We start from the raw sequence: 14,406 nt of genomic DNA, 5'->3' as shown, positions 1-14,406 counted from the left end.
CTTTTGCAATGTTTTGATAGGGTCAAATGCATCGGAATAAATGCTTGGGTTAAAGGAGGAATAATGAAGCTAGGTGATATAGGAGATACGCCACTTGTGGAGGTTAAAAGCGACAGCGGAAATCGGGTGTTTTCAAAGTGCGAGTTTATGAACCCGTCGGGCAGTCATAAGGATAGAACCTACTTGAGTATCATTACCAAGCTAGAGGCATCGGGGGTTATTCAACCTGGCATGATACTGGTGGATAGTTCCACAGGGAACGGAGGTGCCGCGCTCGCATGGATAGGCAGAGAAAAAGGTTATTCAATAAGAGTTTTTATGCCAGAGGGCATGACGCAGGAACGCAAAGCACAAATTTTATCTTATGGGGCACAAATAACCGAAACTCCAAAAGAAGAGTTTTTAGCTGGAGCGGCAACGATGGCCAAAAAGTTTTCCTCAGAAGCACTAGAAGGAAATACCTACTTTCTGGATCAGTCCAATACGCTACTAAATAAAGAGGCATGGCACGGCTGTGGCGAAGAAATCGTCAATGCACTAAAAAAGATGAATGTCATACCTGACTTTTTCATATGCTCCATCGGTACAGGGGGAACGTTTTCCGGTATTGCAGAAGTGTTGAAACGAGAATACAAAGAAATTAAAGCTATAGGTATAGAGGTCAAAAGTTCGGCACCTCTCTACGCGATGAAGAAAAATACGGCTTTTAAGCATCGTCCTCATAATCTTATGGGGTTGGGGGCTGGAGTATTATCCATTAATACGATACCTGAACTTGTAGATGAGGTGCGGTTAGTGGATGGCGCCCGGTCTTGGCAGCGCATGAAGCAATTTATCGTTGATTCGGGTATCCAGATTGGACCAACTTGCGGCGCAAATTTATTGGTCTGTGACGAGATTATTCGGGAGTGTAACAATCAAAATATCGTGACTCTATTTTTTGATAGTGCGTGGAAATATAGAAGTCGCTGGGATGGTATTTATCCAGAATACAGGGAGGATTGAAAAAATGTTACTTGAAGATGTTTATAGGAACGCCGATGTTGTGAATTCTGGAAAAGCATTGACTACGGTTAATGAATTTGCGGATCAGATTCCCGCGCTGCGGCCACAAGTTTTGATGGAAGTCGCTCAGAGGTCAATTAGGCTTATGGATCTGACTGCTACTAAAATTGTTACTGAGGAGGATAAAGGGGCACCTCTCGCCACAGCGGTTTCGTTATTGACTGGCATTCCTCTTGCGATGGCGCGCTGGTATCCCTATAGCCTGGGTTGTCTAAATGAGCAGGTTGTGGATATTAGTTCAGAATACTTTGACGGGAAACTATATCTCAACGGAATAGGTCGCGATGATCGAGTTGTCATCGTTGATGATACGTTGAGTACCGGGGGGACGATTGTTTCATTGGTTGACGCCGTTAGAGCAAGTGGCGGGGAAGTTTTAGGTGTTATCTGTGCAGTAGAAAAAGTAGGCAGCGGAGGAATCGGGGAAGTGTTTGAGAAAACTGGGATTTTGGTAAAAACTATAATAAAAATCAATGTGAGGGCTGGAGGTGTTGAGGTGATTGACTGATGTGGATTTTAGATGGCATCAAGACGATGAAGCAATTCGAAGCCCGTCAAGGTTGCACACCATCTGGTGATTTAAATGAGTAGCTTGATGCGGCGCGGAATGGTGCTTGGGCTGATTTTTTGCTTTATCAGTGCTGCATTTGACGTGTATGTGGCTTTTGTTACCCAAATGATAAATCCCTTGGTAGTCATTTTTTACTGCTTCAGTTTTTCAGGAGCGTTTTTTCTAAGTTTTACGCTCTTGCGAAGTAACAAAAAACTTATCTTAAAACTGTGCGAAAACATATTGTTAGTTTTTTTAGTCAATGTTGCAGTTCTATTGAACTGGGGCGGCCTATTCTACGCACTCCGTTATCTGGAACCTGCCGTTGTCGGCGTGGCCTCAGTGGCATGCGGGCCGGCGCTAACGCTCATCCTCTCTGCTCTTGATAAAAACAGAGTTAAAACCGCGTTGGCGGATACATTGATTTCCTGGCTGGTACTGATTTCCGTGGGAATCATGTTGTTCAAGTCATTCATGGGTGACAGTGGTGTGTCTTCCACCACTACCGGGCAGCGAATGCTTGGCATCGTCAGCGTTCTGGTGTGCGCGTTGGGCACCGTGATGTATACGATCGTCTCGAAAAAGCTATTCGCTCGACAGTGGGTTGTTTATGAAATTCTGGCGGTCCGAAATGTGGTGATGATCATTGCCTGTGTCGTCTTGATTCCCGCGACGGGTGTCGGTTTTGCCTTGGGCCCTGAGCTGTTCTGGCCGATGCTGACGTTAGTGGTGATTGGCCATTTGCTGCCGATTTATCTGATTCAAAAAACCATTCATTATCTCAGTGCTATCCATGTATCGCTGTTACTGCTGACACTGCCGGTGTTTGTCCTGCTGCTTCAATATCTCGACACACGAGTGGAGTTTTCGGCAGCCAGTGTCACGGCGGTTGGCGTCATTATTTTTTTACTCTCTGGACGAGCAATCGCAAGTCTGTATCTCGAAAGGCGGGGATTGAGATGAGCAGAGTCGTGATAGTCGATGGTTTTTCATCCGGTAAGTTTGTCGCGAAAGCGTTGCGTGAGCGAGGCTGTACGTTGATCCATGTGGCGTCGTCCGCGACGCTCGATGATTATTACTACATGGGTTTCGATGCCTCGATTTATGAATGTCTGATCGTCAATAAGCAGTTGGAAGCGACGGTCGAACGCGTTGCGACGTTCGATCCCCAGTACATCATCGCTGGGGCTGAAACCGGTGTGTTGTTGTCTGATTGGCTCAACGAGCAGCTCAATCTTCCTTATCGCAACCAATTCAACCGAACTCAAGCGCGCAGGAACAAGTTTGAAATGATCCGTTGTGTCGCCGACGCTGGGCTGCCAGCCGCGCAACAGGCTATCGTTGAGTCATGGAATGCGGCCAAGGCCTGGATCCTGGGGCATGGCAGGTTTCCCGTGGTGCTGAAACCTCTGGATAGTGCAGGCGCGGATGGGGTTTATATTTGCGATGATTTGCAAGATTGTGAGGTCGCCTTCGGAAAGGTTTTGGGAACGACCAATCGACTCAATATTAGGAACGCTCAGGTCCTGATCCAGGAATATTTGGTTGGTGTGGAATATGTTGTGAATATGGTCTCCCTGGGCGTGAGGCAGATGGTCACTGAAGTGGTGAGATACCGAAAGGAGCGGCTGGACAGCGGTAGCGTCATTTACGACATTGATGAACTGGTCAGCCCTGCCGAGCCTGAGTGTGAGCTGCTGGTCGACTACACCCGCAAGGTCGTCAGAAGCCTGGGCATTGAAAATGGCCCTAGCCACGCGGAGGTTATGCTGACCGAAAAAGGTCCCAGACTTGTGGAGATCGCAGCGCGCACCGACGGAATTCTTCGTCCTGAAGTATCCGAACAGACGACAGGACTGGGGCAGATTCGCGCCACGGTTATGTCCATCGTTGAGCCGGAACAATTTGAGCGCTTGCTTGACGCCCAGGTAGGTTATGAATTGTTGCTGCACAGCTATAACGTCTGCCTAATCAATCGTTCGCCGGGTTGTTTCACCAAAGAGCTGTTTTTAAGCGAGCTTCTGAAGCTCGAGTCCTATTTTTATTCGGTGTTCTACGTTGGCAGCGGGCAGCCGATTGGCATGACCAAAGACGTATTCAGCCAACCGGGTACCATTTATTTGGTGCATGCCGACAACGCGGTCATCAAGGCGGATTATTTGAAGCTTCGAGCACTCGAGGCTGTGGGAGCCTACTTGGCGCCCTGACGTCCGGATCAACAAAACTCCCGTATGTGATCCCGGTTGTAGGAAGCAACCTCACGCCCCAGGCAACCAGCCTCCGCCCAGCGCCGTCACCAAATCCACACTCGCCTGCAATTGCCGCGTCTGCACCGCCTGCAACGTGCGCTGCGCCTGCAACGCCGCCGTCTGCGCCGTCACCACATCCAGATAGCTCACAGCCCCCGCCTGGTAACTGTTCATCGCCAGTGCCTGTGTGTGCTCGGCGGCATTCGCGGCGGCTTGTTCGTCCATCGCCTCCTGCTGCAAGTCGCGCAGTTGCCCAAGGTTGTCTTCCACCTCACGCACGGCTCTTAACACCTGGCTGCGATAGTGCGCCGAAGCCTCTTCAAACTCTGCCTTGGCCTGGCGCTCATTGGCGCTCAGCCGACCGCCATCAAAGATCGGCAGATTCACCAGCGGCCCCAGCGCCCAATACCGATTGGCGGCGGAGAACAAGTTGCCCACACCTTGGGTCTGCCCGCCAATCAAGCCGGTCAAACTGAAATCCGGGTACCACGCCGCCTTGGCCACGCCGATATTCGCGTTGGCCGCAAACACCCGTCGCTCGGCTGCCGCGATATCCGGCCGGCGTTGCAGCAGGTGGCTCGGCAGTTGTTGCGGAATCCCCGGCAGCGCGATCAATTGCTGGCTCGGCGGCAGCTGGAATTCACTGGCGGATACGCCCACCAATTCACCAATCGCATGCTCGGTGAGATTGCGTTGACCGCGCACATCGTCAAGCTGCGCCTGTGCTTCAGCCAGCTGATTCTGCGCCCGGGTCAGGTCGAGCTCCGAGGCGATCTGCCCCTCGTACCGGCTGCGGGTCAGTTTCAGCGCCTGGCCAAAATCATCCAGCGAACTGCTGAGAATCCGGCTCTGGGCATCCAGTCCGTTGAGCTGCACGTACAGCGTCGCCAACTGATGCTGCAAGCTCAGGCGTGCCACCGCCAAATCATCCCCGGAGGCTTGGGCCTGTGCATCGCCAGCCGCCACCTGGTTGCGGATTTTGCCCCACAGATCCAGATCGAAGCTCAGCGCAAACCCCGCCGTGTTGCTGTTGTACACCGAAGGCTGGGTATCACCCCGCAGTGGCCGATTGTCCGATTGCCGCTGGCGCAACGGTTGCGCGCTGGCGGTTATTTGCGGGAACAGCCCGGCATGCAGTTGGCTGGCATACGCTTGTGACGCATCGAAATGCGCCAACGCTGCGGCCAGGTCCGGGTTGGCCTTGAGCAGTTGTTCCTGCAGGTCGTTCAGGCGCGGGTCCTGATACAGCTGCCACCACTTCGGCGCCAGTTGGTCGGACGGTTGCGCGCTGTGCCACGGACCGTCGCTGGTCTGTTCGCGGTACTTGGCCGGCAGGTCGATGGTCGGCGCCTTGTAGGTGGGCGCCAGCGAGCAACCGTGCAGTGCCACCAATACCAGGGCCGCGAGGGGGTTAAGCCTTGGGCGCATGGGCACCTCCGGCATCGGCCATTTGCACGGCGTCGCCTTCGCGCAGGGCGTCGGGTGGGTTGTCGACTACGCGATCGGCGGGTTTCAGGCCCTGGTCAATCACCAGGCGCTCGCCGAGGTCGAGGCCGATGTGGATGTCTTGCAGGTGCACGTGGTTCTTGGCGTCCAGTACCGCGACCTGGGTGCCTTCGGCCCGGAAGATCAGGGCGCTGGCCGGGATGCTCACGCCATGGGTATCCGCCGGAATCGCCAGGGTGGCTTCGGCGTAGTCGCCGGGCAGCAACTTGCCGTCCGGGTTGTCGGCCACGAACTGTGCGAGCAGGGTGCCGGAGCGGCGGTCGATGGCGGTGGAGTCGCCCATCAGCTTCGCGCTGAAGTGTTCGCCGGGGTGCTCGGGTACCGTCAGTTGGGCGGCCAGCCCGGGATGAATCACCGCGGCGTAGTTCTGCGGCACCGGCACGTAGAGGCGCAGTTGGTGGGTGTCGGCGATGTCGAACAGTTCCGGATCGCTGTCGCTGTCAGCCTTGATCAACTGGCCGATGTCGGTGTTGCGCGCGGTGATCACACCGGCGAATGGCGCGCGAATGGTCTTGTAGTCTTCCAGCGCCGAGAGCCGCGCATAGTCAGCCTCGGCGGCCTGGGCGTTGGCCTTGGCGGCCAGGGCATTCGAGGTTTTTTCATCGGCCTCCTGGCGCGATACCGAATGGCTGTCCAGCAGGTTTTTCCAGCGGGTGGCGGTGGTTTGCGCCAGGCGTGCGTTGGCCTGTTCCTGCACCATGCGGGCGTGGGTTTGCGCCACTTGCTGGTCGAGGTCGGGGCTGTCGATCTCGGCGAGAATCTGCCCGGCCTTGACCTGGCTGCCGATGTCGACTTTCCAGTCTTTCAGGTAACCGCTGACCCGCGCATGAATCGGTGCCTTGCTCCAGGCTTCCAGATGCGCGGGCAGGCGCAGGGTGTCGCCGGCCGCGTTCTGTTTGGGCTGGAACACCAGCACCTGCGGCACGGCAGCGGTTTCGGTCCAGGCGGTGACGGATTTTTCATGCATCGTACGGGCGTGCAGGCCGTTGGCGACCAACAGGGCGGCCAGTGTCAGGCCGCCGACACCCATGAGCATCAGACGCTTGCGCGAGGGTTTGTGATCAGACGACATGTGAAGTTTCTCCAGCAGCAGCGCGAGTAGGGTGACGACCGTGGACCAGGCTGAAGACCACGGGTACAAACAGCAAAGTGGCAGTGGTGGCGAGGATCAGGCCGCCGATCACGGCACGTCCCAGCGGCGCGTTTTGTTCTTCGGACAAGGCCAGCGGCAACATGCCGATGATCATCGCCAGGGCGGTCATGCAGACCGGGCGGAAACGGGTGTAGCCGGCTTCCAGTGCGGCCTTGAGTGCATCGCCATGTTCGGCCAGACGCTCTCGGCAGAAGCTCACCACCAGGATCGAGTTGGCGGTGGCCACGCCCATACAGAGGATGGCCCCCGTGAGTGCGGGCACCGACAATGACGTGCCGCTGAGGAACAGCATCCAGACGATTCCCGCGAGCGCTGCCGGCAGTGCGGTGATGATCACGAACGGGTCGGTCCAGGACTGGAAGTTGACCACGATCAGCAGGTAGATCAGCACCACCGCACCGAGCAGGCCGAAGCTCAAGCCGTTGAACGCTTCATGCAGCGCATCGATCTGCCCGTGCAGGCTGATGGTCGCGCCTTTGGGGCGCATCGGGGCCATGTCGTTCAGCACTTTTTGCACATCGCTGGCGACGCCGCCGAGGTCGCGGCCTTGCACGTTGGCGTACAGGTCCAGGGTCGGCTCGATGTTGTAGTGGGTCACCACCGCCGGGCTTTGTACCCGCGAGATGGTCGCCACGCCGCCGAGGATCTGCGACTGACCATCGGCACCGGTTACCGGCAACGCTTCCAGGGACGGCAGGCTGTCGAGGCGGTATTGCGGGGTGGCTGCCACGATCGAATACGACACGCCGTTAGCCGGGTTGAGCCAGAACGTTGGTGCGGTTTGCGAGCTGCCGGCAAGGGACGCAACCATGCTGTTGGTTACGTCACGCTCGGTGATGCCCAGGCCGTTGGCACGCATGCGGTCCACGTTGACTTGCAGTGACGGGTAGCCGGTGGACTGCTGGATGCGCAGGTCGGCAATGCCCGGTATGTGTTTCAGGCGACGTTCCAGTTCGATGGCGTAGGCGCGGTTTTCTTCATCGCTGCGCCCGGAGATTTTCACGTCCAGCGGGGCCGGCGAACCGAAGTTGAGGATCTGGCTGCTGATGTCGGCCGGGAGGAATGCGAACTGGCTGCCGGGGAAGCTTTCGGGCAACGCTTCACGCAGTTTTTTCACGTAGTCGGCGGTGGGCGCATGGTCCTTTTTCAGGGTGACCTGGATATCGCCGTCCTGTGGGCCGATGGTGCCACTGCTGCTGTAGGCCATGTCGATGCCGCTCAGCGGGATGCCGATGTTGTCGACGATGGTGTCCAGTTCGTCGGCCGGAACGATCTCGCGAATCCGCGCTTCGATCCGGTCAAATGCTGCGGCGCTTTCTTCGATGCGTGTGCCCAGCGGCAAGCGCACGTGCAGGGCCATGGCACCGGCGTCGGTGGCCGGGAAGAAGTCCTGGCCCAGGCTTGGCAGCAGCAGGAACGAGGCGAGGATGCACGCCAGGAAGCCGATGATGAAGCGCTTGCGGGCGCCGAGGGCCAGGGTCAGCAGGCCGTGGTAAACGTCCCGCACGTTGGAGAAGTGACGCTCAAAACCCTGCTGGAAATTCAGCACCGATTGCAGCACCGCGTTGCGCTGCGGTTTGTGCTGGTCGCCCTCGTGATGGTTGATGAATTCATCTTCCGGGTGATGACCTTCACCTTGCTCCGGCACGTGCGGCTTGAGCAGGAACATCGCCAGGGTCGGCACCAGGGTTCGCGACAGAATGAACGAGCTGGCCATGGCGAAAATCACCGCCAATGCCATCGGGCGGAACAGGTAGCCGGCGATGCCTTGCAGCATGAACATCGGCACAAACACGATGCAGATACACAGCAGGGACACGAACGCCGGGCCGACGATTTGCTTGGCGCCGTCGAGGATCGCGTCCTTCACCGCCTTGCCTTGTTCCAGGTGCCAGTTGATGTTCTCGATGGTCACTGTGGCGTCGTCCACCAGGATCCCCACCGCCAACGCCAGCCCGCCGAGGGTCATGACGTTGAGGGTTTGCCCGGTGGCCGCCAGCAGGGCGATGGCCGACAGCACCGCGAGGGGAATCGACGCGGCGATGATGATGGTCGAGCGCCAGCTGCCGAGGAACAGCAGGATCATCGCACTGGTCAGCAAGGCGGCGATGATGCCTTCCTGGGCCACGCTGCCCACCGACTGTTTGACGAACACCGAGGCGTCGCCGAGCAGTGAGGTCTTCAGCGACGGCGGCAGGGTTTCATTGATGCGCGGCAGCATCTGGCGGATGCCGTCGATGATCGACAGGGTGGAGATGCTGCCGTTTTTCAGGGCCGGCATCAGCACCGCACGGTGGCCGTCGACGCGCACGATGTTGGTCTGCGGCGGCGAGCCGTCACGCACGTGGGCCACCTGGCCGATGGTGATGATCGCACCGTCGACTGTCTTGATCGGCAAGTCGTTGAGCTCATCAATCGCCTTCGGGCTGTTGTTGAGCAAAATCGTGTATTCGTTGGGGCCGAGTTTGGCGGTACCCACCGGGATAATCTGGTTCTGCAGGGCCAGGGCGTTGCCTACGTCCTGCGCCGAGAGACCTTTGGCGGCCAGCGCCTGTGGGTCGAGGTCGAGGGTGATCTGGCGTTGCTTGCCGCCCATTGGCGTGGGCATGGCCAGGCCGGGCAGGGCGCTCAGGGGCAAGCGGATGTTGTTCTGCACCAGGTCGCGGATCTTCGCTTCCGACAAGCTGGGGCTGGAGAACGCCATCTGCAGAATCGGCACCGTAGAGGCGCTGTAGTTGAGGATCAGCGGCGGCGTAATGCCCGGTGGCATCTGCTTGAGCACGGTTTGTGACACCGCTGTTACCTGGGCGTTGGCGGTGCGGATATCCACGCCGGGCTGGAAGAAAATCTTCACGATGCCCATGCCGGGTAACGACTGCGATTCAATGTGCTCGATGTCGTTGACGGTGGTACTCAGGGAGCGTTCGTAGGTGTAGATCACGCGACCGGCCATGGCGTCCGGAGACAGGCCGTTGTACTGCCAAACCACCGCAACGACGGGGATGCCAATATCGGGAAATACGTCAGTGGGGGTACGCAAGGCCGCCATGGGCCCGATGATGCAGATGAAAATTGCCAGCACGATAAACGTGTAGGGCTTGAGCAGTGCGGTCTTTACCAGCCCGAGCATGCCGTAACCTCCAAAGGAGTTGGATTGCAAACGCTCGCAGTCTTGACGGACCCACCTAACACGCACCTTTCAGCCAGGTGAAGGAAGATTTAGTTAACGGCTGAAGATCCTTTCATATGTATTCATTTGTTCAACAATGGTGACAGTAACAAGCTGGATACCGATCGAACGGGAGCTGTTTCGCCTGTTCACTCTTTATCCATTTGGAGTTCTGCCATGTCTCTTAAACCCTTGTTGTTGATCCCGGCCTTGAGTGCGGTCCTGTTGTTGTCGGCATGTGCCGGCCCGATGCCGAAGGCGGACCCGAGCGAAGCCTGGATCGGCTTGCAAGAGGAGGCACCCAACGACCTGATGGCCGAGCGGGTAGACGGTAAAAACATTAATGATGGCCGCTACTTCGAAGTGAAACCCGGCGCGCATCGCCTGGACGTCACCTTGTTTGAAGAAGAGGCGGGGGATGATAACCAGCAGGATTGTCGCGGGCATGTGACCTACGGCAACTTCAAGGCCGGCGAGCATTACACCCTGGTGGAATCCAGCCTGGGTACGTCGGTGCGTGCCGAGTTGAAGGATAGCCACGGCAAGGAATTGGCGCAGACCGAAGACTTCAGTTGCATGCCTGGCTAAGGCGTCAGGCGTGGTGCCCGGCGGGTTTGTGCAGCTTGCCGGGTGCTGCGGGTTTTACGTGTGGGTGATGGTGCCGGCGGGTCACGCGCATCACGCCCCACAGCATGGCGGCGGCGACGGCCAGCCAGCCACAGATCAAAAGCAGAATCGTTGTTGTCAGGCTCATAAGTGCCTCCTTTCGCCCGGTGCCGGGCACACACTGTCTTCTCAATGGACAGTCTAGCTATCCGCAGGTTGCCTGCTATTGACCAATGGTCGTGTGCGTCCAACTTGTTTGCTCTATCGCCGGCCTTTTACTGCGCTGCAAGGCTATACCCGCGCCCCGGAGCGTCCTATGATCAGGGCCCACGTCGACCGTTGATCAAGTGAGTGAAGAAGTTGCGGTTTCCCTCGAACATTAAAACCTCCTGGTGGGTCGCCGCCTGTTTCATGGGGCTGGCGGCCTGTTCCTCGCATCCAAAACCCACGAGCATCCCGGGCCTGCCGGAGAGTGTCGAGCTCAAGGGCGTGCCGGCGTTTCGCGGTGAGACTTACCTCGGTGGCCCAGCCGCTCTGGCCAGCATGCTGTCTCAACAAGGCATTGTGATTACACCGGGGCTATTGGATAAGCCACTGCATTTGCCGGGCGCTGAAGCGGACCTTGAGCGCAACATGCAGGTGCTGGCCCGTGAATACGGGATGTTGGTGTACCCGCTGGAAGATCAGCTGCCGGCGCTGCTGGCACAGGTCGCGGCCGGGTACCCGGTGATGGCGCGTATCACCCAGGGCTCGACCTTCTGGGCCGGGCCGCGGTATGTCGTGGTGGTGGGTTACAACAAGCAGAAGAGCATGGTGTTGCTGCGTTCAGGCTTGGCGCGGCGCATGCCGATGGATTTCAGTGCGTTTGAGTCGGCGTGGAAAGACGGCGGCAAGTGGGCGGTACTTATTCAGCGGCCCACCCAGTTGCCGGTCAAGGTCGACGCCCAGCGCTGGCAGCAGGCTGCCAGCGCCACGGCCCAGGCGGGCCAGGAACAGGCGGCGGCCCAAGCAGTCAAGACACTGGCCAGCCAGGCCAAATAAAAAAAACGGCGCTCAAGGGCGCCGTTTTTTATGTGTCTGTTTACGAATCAGCGGGATTCGGTGACCTGAACATTCGCCCGTGGGCGGTTCTTCAGGTTTTTGTCAGCCTTGTAGCGCAATGCGACGTCTGGCACCGAGCCGCTCTTGCCGGTTTCGACCCAGCTGCGGATGCGCCCGGCATCGGCAAAGTGGGTGAATTTGCCGAAGGCATCGAGGATCACCAGCGACACCGGGCGATTACCCATGCTGGTCACCAGTACCAGGCAATGGCCGGCCTGGTTGGTAAAGCCGGTCTTGGTCAGCTTGATGTCCCAGTTGGCGCGGTTGATCAGGTGGTCAGTGTTGGAGAAACCCAGGGTGTAGTTGGGTTTGCGGAACGAGACGGTCTTTTCCTTGGTGGTGCTCAACTGGCTGAGCATCGGGTACTTGCGTGCGGCGGCCAGCAGCTTGCTCAGGTCGCGGGCGGTGGACACGTTATGGATCGACAGGCCGGTAGGTTCCACATAATGGGTACTGGTCATGCCCAGTGCCTTGGCCTTGGCGTTCATCGCTGCAATGAAGGCCGGGTAGCCGCCCGGGTAGTGGTGGGCCAGGCTGGCGGCGGCGCGGTTTTCCGAGGACATCAGGGCAATCAGCAACATCTCCTTGCGCGGCATCTCGCTGCCGATCTTGACCCGGGAGAACACGCCTTTCATCTCTGGCGTGTCCTTGATGTTGATGTCGATGTATTCATCCATGTTCTGCTTGGCTTCCAGCACGATCAGGCCGGTCATCAGTTTGCTCACCGAGGCGATCGGCACGATGACATCCGGGTTGCTGGCATAGATGACTTTGTTGGTCTGCAGGTCTACCACCATCGCACTGCCGGAGGCGATGTGCAGGGTGGACATGTCGCGGGGAGCGGTGGTGGTTTCGCTTGCGCTCGCGAAGGTGCCTGTCAATGCAAAAAATAGGCTGACAATGGAAAGATGAATTTTCACGCGGATGAACTCGCTAAAAAAAGTAGGGATATACCGTTCTGCAACGGAGGTTCTGACAAATAACGTTACATTCTAGAAGTATGGATCAGAAACTGTCGAATGTTCTTCTAGAAACAGATGAAACCCCTTAAAAACAAAGAAAAAACTACTTTTTTTCGGCCAATAAAAAGCCCTGCGATAAGGCAGGGCTCTTTCAGAACGGCTGGTTATTAGACGTGCAGGGTTTCGGCGGCGTACAGGGTGTTTTCCAGCAGACAGGCACGGGTCATCGGGCCGACACCACCGGGTACCGGGGTGATCCAGCCGGCACGGGGCAGGGCGGTTTCGTACACCACGTCGCCCACGAGCTTGCCATCGTCCTGGCGGTTGATGCCCACGTCGATGACGATGGCGCCTTCCTTGATCCACTCACCCTTGACCAGGCCCGGCTTGCCGGCGGCGACGACCACCAGGTCGGCGCGGCCAACGTGGCCGGCCAGGTCCTTGGTGAAGCGATGAGTCACGGTCACGGTGCAGCCGGCCAGCAGCAGTTCCATGGCCATCGGGCGACCGACGATGTTCGAGGCGCCGACGACGACGGCATCCAGGCCATACAGATCGACGCCGGTGCTTTCCAGCAGGGTCATGATGCCCTTCGGGGTGCACGGGCGCAGCAGCGGGATACGCTGGGCCAGGCGGCCGACGTTATAAGGGTGGAAACCGTCGACGTCCTTGTCCGGACGGATGCGTTCGAGCAATTTCGACGCGTCCAGATGCTCGGGCAATGGCAGTTGCAGCAGGATGCCGTCGATGGCCGGATCGTCGTTGAGGCTGTCGATCAGGTCGGTGAGGGCCTGTTGGGTGGTGTCTTCAGCCAAGTCGTAGGCTTTGGAAATAAAGCCGACCTCTTCACAGTCTTTACGCTTGTGCGAGACATAAACCTGAGAGGCAGGATCGCTGCCGACCAGGATCACCGCGAGGCCCGGCGTGCGCAGGCCTTGTTGGCTGCGCTCGGCGACTCGTTTGGCGATCTGCTGGCGCAGGCTGGCGGCGATTGATTTGCCGTCGATAAGTTGTGCAGTCATTACGCGTGATTAACCATCGAGAGGGGGAAGAAAAGTGCGCGCATTCTCGCATGCCATGGCGTGAGGGCAAAGGCGCTTGGTCTGCAAATTCCCCTAACCCCTTAAATAAAATGAATTTTTTATAAAAAGGATTTGACGGGTTTCGGGTCCATCTATACTATTCGTCGCACTTGTCGGGCACAGCCTAGCACTGGTTAGTTTGTAATCCTCCAAGAGTACAGATTAATAAGGCGCCCGTAGCTCAGCTGGATAGAGCATCCGCCTTCTAAGCGGATGGTCGCAGGTTCGAGTCCTGCCGGGTGCGCCATTAGGCAGCTTTGGCACAAGTAGCGCAATATGGTGGGCGTAGCTCAGTTGGTAGAGCACGGGATTGTGACTCCCGTTGTCGAGGGTTCGATCCCCTTCGTCCACCCCATATTTAAAAAGGCGCCAGATTAATAGTCTGGCGCCTTTGCTTTAAAAGCTTCAAGCGCGGATGTGGTGGAATTGGTAGACACACTGGATTTAGGTTCCAGCGCCGCAAGGTGTAAGAGTTCGAGTCTCTTCATCCGCACCAAATAAAGTTTCGTGAAGGCCTGCGGGTCGGCGCGAAGCTCAACAAATAGCCTTTTTGACGGGCTTTTTGGTCACGCAATATGGTGGGCGTAGCTCAGTTGGTAGAGCACGGGATTGTGACTCCCGTTGTCGAGGGTTCGATCCCCTTCGTCCACCCCATATTTCGAAAGGCGCCAGATTAATAGTCTGGCGCCTTTTTTGTTTCAGCGGTTTGAGTTTCAACGCAGTCGCAGGTGTTGGGCTGCAGGGCAGGGCGTTTCGTCGTATTTATGTTTCGCGATGATGCGGCACTGCCTGCCGGCCTTGTCCGCAGGGTCGGTTGTCAGGGAGATGATTGGCAACCGCTTCTATATATAGAAGGGTTGGCGCAGAGCCCTGGCATGATGGGATGTATTTGCCACCGGGGCGAGCTGCACTCGTGCATTCGCACCTATAAATTGCCTGCTGTTTTTTTACCCGTTTTCAGTA

General features: G+C 57.4%; 12 protein-coding genes and 4 tRNA genes. 10 read left to right on the top strand and 6 right to left on the bottom strand.

What is annotated here, in order from left to right:
* Positions 1-63 precede the first annotated feature (63 nt).
* From QF039_RS18135 to QF039_RS18120, 4 genes are all read left to right on the top strand, one after another.
* A complete protein-coding gene (locus QF039_RS18135) occupies positions 64-1,005 on the top strand; it encodes a cysteine synthase family protein (RefSeq protein WP_177022259.1) in 942 nt (313 codons plus the stop codon).
* A gap of 4 nt (positions 1,006-1,009) precedes the next feature.
* Positions 1,010-1,573 carry a phosphoribosyltransferase family protein gene (locus QF039_RS18130; protein WP_177022258.1) on the top strand — a complete coding sequence of 188 codons (564 nt, stop codon included), beginning with the start codon at positions 1,010-1,012 and terminating at the stop codon, positions 1,571-1,573.
* 75 nt (positions 1,574-1,648) lie between these two features.
* Positions 1,649-2,578, top strand: a complete 930-nt coding sequence (locus tag QF039_RS18125) for a DMT family transporter (RefSeq protein WP_087693201.1) — start codon at positions 1,649-1,651, stop codon at positions 2,576-2,578.
* On the top strand, positions 2,575-3,822 hold the full coding sequence (locus tag QF039_RS18120; protein WP_307519865.1) for an ATP-grasp domain-containing protein: 1,248 nt from the start codon (positions 2,575-2,577) through the stop codon (positions 3,820-3,822). Before QF039_RS18125 ends, QF039_RS18120 begins: the two co-directional genes overlap by 4 nt.
* A 51-nt stretch (positions 3,823-3,873) precedes the next feature.
* On the opposite strand, the gene QF039_RS18115 is transcribed toward QF039_RS18120, so the two are convergent.
* From QF039_RS18115 to QF039_RS18105, 3 genes are read right to left on the bottom strand one after another with little or no spacing between them, the layout of a single operon-like run.
* Complete coding sequence (locus QF039_RS18115) at positions 3,874-5,292, bottom strand: efflux transporter outer membrane subunit (protein ID WP_307519863.1); 1,419 nt, start codon at positions 5,290-5,292, stop codon at positions 3,874-3,876.
* On the bottom strand, positions 5,276-6,442 hold the full coding sequence (locus QF039_RS18110) for an efflux RND transporter periplasmic adaptor subunit (RefSeq protein ID WP_102369543.1): 1,167 nt from the start codon (positions 6,440-6,442) through the stop codon (positions 5,276-5,278). The genes QF039_RS18115 and QF039_RS18110 overlap by 17 nt, the downstream gene beginning before the upstream one ends.
* Entirely contained in the window at positions 6,432-9,653 is a 3,222-nt protein-coding gene (locus tag QF039_RS18105; RefSeq protein WP_087693205.1) for an efflux RND transporter permease subunit, read from the bottom strand. The genes QF039_RS18110 and QF039_RS18105 overlap by 11 nt, the downstream gene beginning before the upstream one ends.
* 216 nt (positions 9,654-9,869) lie before the next feature.
* On the opposite strand from QF039_RS18105, the gene QF039_RS18100 reads away from it, so the two are divergent.
* Positions 9,870-10,280 carry a hypothetical protein gene (locus QF039_RS18100; protein WP_102369542.1) on the top strand — a complete coding sequence of 137 codons (411 nt, stop codon included), beginning with the start codon at positions 9,870-9,872 and terminating at the stop codon, positions 10,278-10,280.
* Positions 10,281-10,284: 4 nt separating this feature from the next.
* Here QF039_RS18100 and QF039_RS18095 read toward each other — a convergent pair whose 3' ends face one another.
* On the bottom strand, positions 10,285-10,446 hold the full coding sequence (locus QF039_RS18095) for a hypothetical protein (RefSeq protein WP_003207847.1): 162 nt from the start codon (positions 10,444-10,446) through the stop codon (positions 10,285-10,287).
* Between the two features lie 263 nt (positions 10,447-10,709).
* Here QF039_RS18095 and QF039_RS18090 point away from each other — a divergent pair, with 263 nt between their 5' ends.
* Positions 10,710-11,339 carry a peptidase C39 family protein gene (locus tag QF039_RS18090; protein WP_023658984.1) on the top strand — a complete coding sequence of 210 codons (630 nt, stop codon included), beginning with the start codon at positions 10,710-10,712 and terminating at the stop codon, positions 11,337-11,339.
* A 47-nt stretch (positions 11,340-11,386) separates the two neighbouring features.
* Here QF039_RS18090 and pbpG read toward each other — a convergent pair whose 3' ends face one another.
* Positions 11,387-12,319, bottom strand: a complete 933-nt coding sequence (pbpG, locus tag QF039_RS18085; protein ID WP_003207851.1) for a D-alanyl-D-alanine endopeptidase — start codon at positions 12,317-12,319, stop codon at positions 11,387-11,389.
* 209 nt (positions 12,320-12,528) lie between these two features.
* Positions 12,529-13,383 carry a bifunctional methylenetetrahydrofolate dehydrogenase/methenyltetrahydrofolate cyclohydrolase FolD gene (gene folD, locus QF039_RS18080; RefSeq protein ID WP_003207853.1) on the bottom strand — a complete coding sequence of 285 codons (855 nt, stop codon included), beginning with the start codon at positions 13,381-13,383 and terminating at the stop codon, positions 12,529-12,531.
* Positions 13,384-13,613: 230 nt separating this feature from the next.
* On the opposite strand from folD, the gene QF039_RS18075 reads away from it, so the two are divergent.
* The 4 genes from QF039_RS18075 (at position 13,614) to QF039_RS18060 (ending at position 14,097) form a co-directional block, all read left to right on the top strand.
* Positions 13,614-13,690, top strand: a tRNA-Arg gene (locus QF039_RS18075).
* A gap of 32 nt (positions 13,691-13,722) precedes the next feature.
* Positions 13,723-13,798 (top strand) — tRNA-His (locus tag QF039_RS18070).
* Between the two features lie 56 nt (positions 13,799-13,854).
* A tRNA-Leu gene (locus QF039_RS18065) sits at positions 13,855-13,939 on the top strand.
* Between the two features lie 82 nt (positions 13,940-14,021).
* Positions 14,022-14,097 (top strand) — tRNA-His (locus QF039_RS18060).
* Positions 14,098-14,406 lie beyond the last annotated feature (309 nt).

Source organism: Pseudomonas sp. W2I6, from assembly GCF_030815935.1.
In the GTDB taxonomy this organism is placed as follows: Bacteria; Pseudomonadota; Gammaproteobacteria; order Pseudomonadales; family Pseudomonadaceae; genus Aquipseudomonas.
The sequence above is the reverse complement of the archived record's forward strand: the minus strand, read 5'-3'. Positions and strand labels throughout refer to the sequence as shown.

What these genes read in the sequence shown, in the direction of transcription:
- QF039_RS18135 (WP_177022259.1), top strand. Translation starts at nt 64, where the DNA reads ATGAAGCTAGGTGATATAGGAGATACGCCACTTGTGGAGGTTAAAAGC.
- QF039_RS18130 (WP_177022258.1), top strand. Translation starts at nt 1,010, where the DNA reads ATGTTACTTGAAGATGTTTATAGGAACGCCGATGTTGTGAATTCTGGA.
- QF039_RS18125 (WP_087693201.1), top strand. Translation starts at nt 1,649, where the DNA reads ATGAGTAGCTTGATGCGGCGCGGAATGGTGCTTGGGCTGATTTTTTGC.
- QF039_RS18120 (WP_307519865.1), top strand. Translation starts at nt 2,575, where the DNA reads ATGAGCAGAGTCGTGATAGTCGATGGTTTTTCATCCGGTAAGTTTGTC.
- QF039_RS18115 (WP_307519863.1), bottom strand. Translation starts at nt 5,292, where the DNA reads ATGCGCCCAAGGCTTAACCCCCTCGCGGCCCTGGTATTGGTGGCACTG.
- QF039_RS18110 (WP_102369543.1), bottom strand. Translation starts at nt 6,442, where the DNA reads ATGTCGTCTGATCACAAACCCTCGCGCAAGCGTCTGATGCTCATGGGT.
- QF039_RS18105 (WP_087693205.1), bottom strand. Translation starts at nt 9,653, where the DNA reads ATGCTCGGGCTGGTAAAGACCGCACTGCTCAAGCCCTACACGTTTATC.
- QF039_RS18100 (WP_102369542.1), top strand. Translation starts at nt 9,870, where the DNA reads ATGTCTCTTAAACCCTTGTTGTTGATCCCGGCCTTGAGTGCGGTCCTG.
- QF039_RS18095 (WP_003207847.1), bottom strand. Translation starts at nt 10,446, where the DNA reads ATGAGCCTGACAACAACGATTCTGCTTTTGATCTGTGGCTGGCTGGCC.
- QF039_RS18090 (WP_023658984.1), top strand. Translation starts at nt 10,710, where the DNA reads ATGGGGCTGGCGGCCTGTTCCTCGCATCCAAAACCCACGAGCATCCCG.
- folD (WP_003207853.1), bottom strand. Translation starts at nt 13,383, where the DNA reads ATGACTGCACAACTTATCGACGGCAAATCAATCGCCGCCAGCCTGCGC.